This is a genomic window from Pseudomonas sp. SST3, from assembly GCF_003325755.1.
Genome location: NZ_QORI02000177.1, coordinates 1 through 3,408, shown reverse-complemented (window position 1 = coordinate 3,408; position 3,408 = coordinate 1). Strand labels below are relative to the sequence as shown.

The following is a 3,408-nucleotide window of genomic DNA, read 5'->3' as shown; positions in this document are numbered from 1 at the left end:
AGCACTGAGTGCTAGAAGCGACCGTGTCCGGCTCTTAAGCTCGTACGGTCGCAGCGAGATTCACTCAGCCACTACCTTCTTAGACGCACAGCAGACTTGAGACCCTCATATGGAATACGACGAAGGCCGTGAGATCACTCGCCTTATCGCTGAAGAAATGCACACCGTAAGCCGCAGTTTTCCAAGCATTTCACCAGAAAAAATCAATCTCCTCGCAGCGCTGCATCTGACCAAAGGCCTGATTTTACAGAGCCAGTATCGCAATTTCTTCGAAGATGCCCGTGCAGGAGTGACTGAACTCTTGAAGCTGAAAGATTTCGACGATACCGAAATCAGGTCTGCGTTTAATGAAAAGCTGGTAAGCGTACGCGATGTTTCGTCCGAAACGATGGATCGAGAGGTCAGAGTAAAAACGGCGACTTACCTCATTGATTTGTACATCTTCGAAGTCTACAAGATCCCACCTAGCCATCCGATGACGGTGGCGGCCTTAGTCGGCAGTATCCACTCCACCCTGTACTCGCCCATTGTCGAGATCGCGCCGACAACAGCCGAATTGTCCATTGGCAAGGCGATATTAATTGATGACAGCTCCTTCCCGATGATAGCCCCTGTCTCAAGAGCCTTAAGGACCCTCATTTCCTTCAAGCTGATTATCAACCAGATCTATCCTGATTTCATTGACAGCCGCATACCAGGCCGGATCGCCGATAATCAACCAAGTTACCTCATTGATTCAGGTCCCCAATTCAACTTCATGGCGGTGATGGGATTGACCAATTTCGCAGAATTTGCCTTGGAGTATGCGGAAGCCGCCCGCTTTATGCTGGTACTTCCTGCCAGCAAAGCGAAATACGGCAGATTGCTCAAAGAAATTGCACCCGCAGTGGAAGCTGGTCTGCGGTTTGATGCAGCGATTTGCTTCAGTACCAGTGAAGCCAGAAACGCCTCGAACGACCAAGTGCTCCTTATCTTCAGCCAGCATATTCATTTGATGCGCAAGCCACACCTCTACGTTGATGTATCCAATTCTAACAAATCACTGGAACGACTGGATCTTCAGGAGCGCGCGATCCTGGCTGGACACATTTTCAACATTCATGAAGCACGCGACATCGACAGTCTGCCGAAGAGTATTCCCGCGAAGGTTGCAACCATCTTGAATGCTCAATTCTCAAGTGGATATCAGAACATCAAGACACTATGCATTGAGGACAAGACTGATCCCCAAGAGCCTTTGAAGATCTACTCGCCCAAAAACTTCATTCGTACCAATCAGCTCGAAGGAAGTGCGTTCAACGTTACGGCAAATCCCCAAGATATTCTCAAGCTACTGAACGACCCCGCTGAGCCTGCATGCATCTACATCATCGGTAACAACGGCGCCGGCAAGACCCAGCTGCTGTGTGAGCTTATCCAACGAATCGGCGAGCTAGATCGCAAAACGGTAGGGATCTCGAACGGGCGTGCATGACCGCTTTCCGCTCGGGCGCGCCAAAACAAAACAGTCGCTTCGAGTACCGGGGTGCGCGAACCAGCACGGACTCAATCTCGCCCTCAAAGCTGACGAAGAACATTACGTACCTGGCGGCACGGGTGCTCGTCGACCAGCACATGCTCGAGGCCTTAAAGGAGTGTCAGGAGTGTTTGGGGTTCGCAACGCGCTTCTACTTCATGCTCCGGCCTGAAATGGCCTTGGACAACACGCCAGCCGACATTCGGCTCATGAAGATGTCGGATAATGCTGCTGATAATCAAGTTCCGACCAAGCTGGGTAATTATGAGTTTGGCGTAGTGCGCCCGGCAACGGAGGATCAAAAGGAACGGATTATCTCCTACTCGTCCTTAAGCTCGGGTGAGCAAAACATCAACCAGCTGTTGCTGAGCATCATTACCACGGCTGAGCGTGGCACGGTCTTCCTGGTGGACGAGCCGGAGATCAGCTTGCACCTGAAATGGCAGCAAACGCTGCCGAGAGTTTTCCATCTCTTGTCTCGACGGTTCGGCTGCTCGTTCGTCGTGGCGACCCATGCCCCCACCCTTATTACCAATGCCAACGATAGGGGCAGTCACAGTTTCATGCTGAACATGGGACTATTGCCGGAGCTAGGTGAGAGAGAACGCTATTCGGTCGAATCGATCATCTTGGGGGGGTTTGGTACCTACACCCCACATAATCGCGCAGTGCACGAAGCTTGTGCGCGCATTGTTGCGAAGACCATGGAATCGAAAGCGTCTTCCCTAGCTGACCACCCTTCTCCGCTGGCTGAGCTTGAAGGGATGATCGAGAAGATGAAGGTTATACGTGGGGCATACGTCCCGCCAGGCCAGCAAGAAGACGTCGACCTCATAAAAAAAGCTTACACGGCTGTAGAGCTGCTTCTACGTGACAAGGAAGCAGCAGATAAGCTCGCCCGAGAGGGAGCTGAGATCTAAAATGACTGATTATTTGGTGTTGAGCGAAGCGGAGGTAAGCCATGCCTGATTACTCTGTTTTGGACGAGGCAGAGCTGACGTCCACATACAAGGGCTACAAGACACAGTGCCATTCCGAGCCACGCTTCCATAAGGTTGTGATGTTCAACATCCATCGCTTCCATGTGCTGGCATTAAAGCGATTCAAGGTGCAGCAGGCCGGTGCGGAACTTGTGAAACGCAACCTGTGGAATGAGTTTTTCGAATCCCAAACCCAAGAAAAAACCTGAGCCCGAACCGCCGGTTGAATGTACAGCGAGTGGAGCAGTTGCTGCCGCAGGCGCACCTGAAGCGGGAGCGCCTACTACCTCGGCACAGAAAGAGAAGCCCAAGAACAAACGAGGCACAGCGAAGCCCATCGTCAGTGACATCAAAGGCGCATTCAGGAACTACATCGCGAAAGAACAAGGTAATCGATGCTGCTATTGCCGCCGATGGTTGTTCAACAGCGGCTATTCTAAGCCAATTGAACACATCCTCCCCCGTGAAAGCTATGAGCAGTACTCGTTTCACTTCTGGAACCTGTCGGTCGCGTGTGTAGATTGCAACAGTTTAAAAGAGTGATAAGGACTGGGCCTGCCCGACAAAAGCAGAACCTGGAAAGCCTATCCATTACCAAGTACTTTTACGGAAATGTTCCATCCACGGTTTCACCGATTCGACGATCATGTTCGGTTCATTCGCGTGCAAACCAACGATCACAGCATCACGCTCTATCGCGGCATCACGCCTCAAGGGCAAAAGCTGTGTGACGACCTGCTGACCAAGATTGCGGGCAAGGAAGTAATTGTGAATGCTAACTTAGCCCTCAAAAGCTCGATGGAAACCATTGAGCGCTTCGATGTGGAGGAAGGCAGTGAACTGGAAGCAGCTTTGAGGAGCCTGCATGGTGCGCTGTCTGACCGGGCTATCGAATTGGTACAGCGCTGAAAG

At 51.6% G+C, this 3,408-nt stretch carries 5 protein-coding genes; all 5 read left to right on the top strand.

From position 1 onward, the window contains the following. The first annotated feature begins 109 nt into the window (after positions 1–109). The 5 genes from DQ405_RS26070 to DQ405_RS26050 all read left to right on the top strand — a co-directional run bounded on the left by DQ405_RS26070 (position 110) and on the right by DQ405_RS26050 (position 3,405). The gene (locus DQ405_RS26070) at positions 110–1,474 is read left to right on the top strand and encodes a hypothetical protein (protein ID WP_168426460.1); all 1,365 of its coding nucleotides are present in this window, start codon (positions 110–112) and stop codon (positions 1,472–1,474) included. Continuing rightward, complete coding sequence (locus tag DQ405_RS26065) at positions 1,471–2,436, top strand: AAA family ATPase (protein WP_168426459.1); 966 nt, start codon at positions 1,471–1,473, stop codon at positions 2,434–2,436. The genes DQ405_RS26070 and DQ405_RS26065 overlap by 4 nt, the downstream gene beginning before the upstream one ends. Positions 2,437–2,477: 41 nt before the next feature. Beyond that, positions 2,478–2,705, top strand: a complete 228-nt coding sequence (locus DQ405_RS26060; RefSeq protein WP_168426458.1) for a hypothetical protein — start codon at positions 2,478–2,480, stop codon at positions 2,703–2,705. Next, positions 2,668–3,039, top strand: a complete 372-nt coding sequence (locus DQ405_RS26055) for an HNH endonuclease (RefSeq protein ID WP_168426457.1) — start codon at positions 2,668–2,670, stop codon at positions 3,037–3,039. The genes DQ405_RS26060 and DQ405_RS26055 overlap by 38 nt, the downstream gene beginning before the upstream one ends. Before the next feature lie 120 nt (positions 3,040–3,159). Continuing rightward, positions 3,160–3,405: a hypothetical protein gene (locus DQ405_RS26050; RefSeq protein WP_168426456.1), complete on the top strand. Its 246-nt coding sequence runs from the start codon at positions 3,160–3,162 to the stop codon at positions 3,403–3,405. Positions 3,406–3,408 lie beyond the last annotated feature (3 nt).

Excerpts from the sequence above, each read along its gene's own strand:
- DQ405_RS26070 (WP_168426460.1), top strand. The coding sequence starts at position 110 with ATGGAATACGACGAAGGCCGTGAGATCACTCGCCTTATCGCTGAAGAA.
- DQ405_RS26065 (WP_168426459.1), top strand. The coding sequence starts at position 1,471 with ATGACCGCTTTCCGCTCGGGCGCGCCAAAACAAAACAGTCGCTTCGAG.
- DQ405_RS26060 (WP_168426458.1), top strand. The coding sequence starts at position 2,478 with ATGCCTGATTACTCTGTTTTGGACGAGGCAGAGCTGACGTCCACATAC.
- DQ405_RS26055 (WP_168426457.1), top strand. The coding sequence starts at position 2,668 with ATGAGTTTTTCGAATCCCAAACCCAAGAAAAAACCTGAGCCCGAACCG.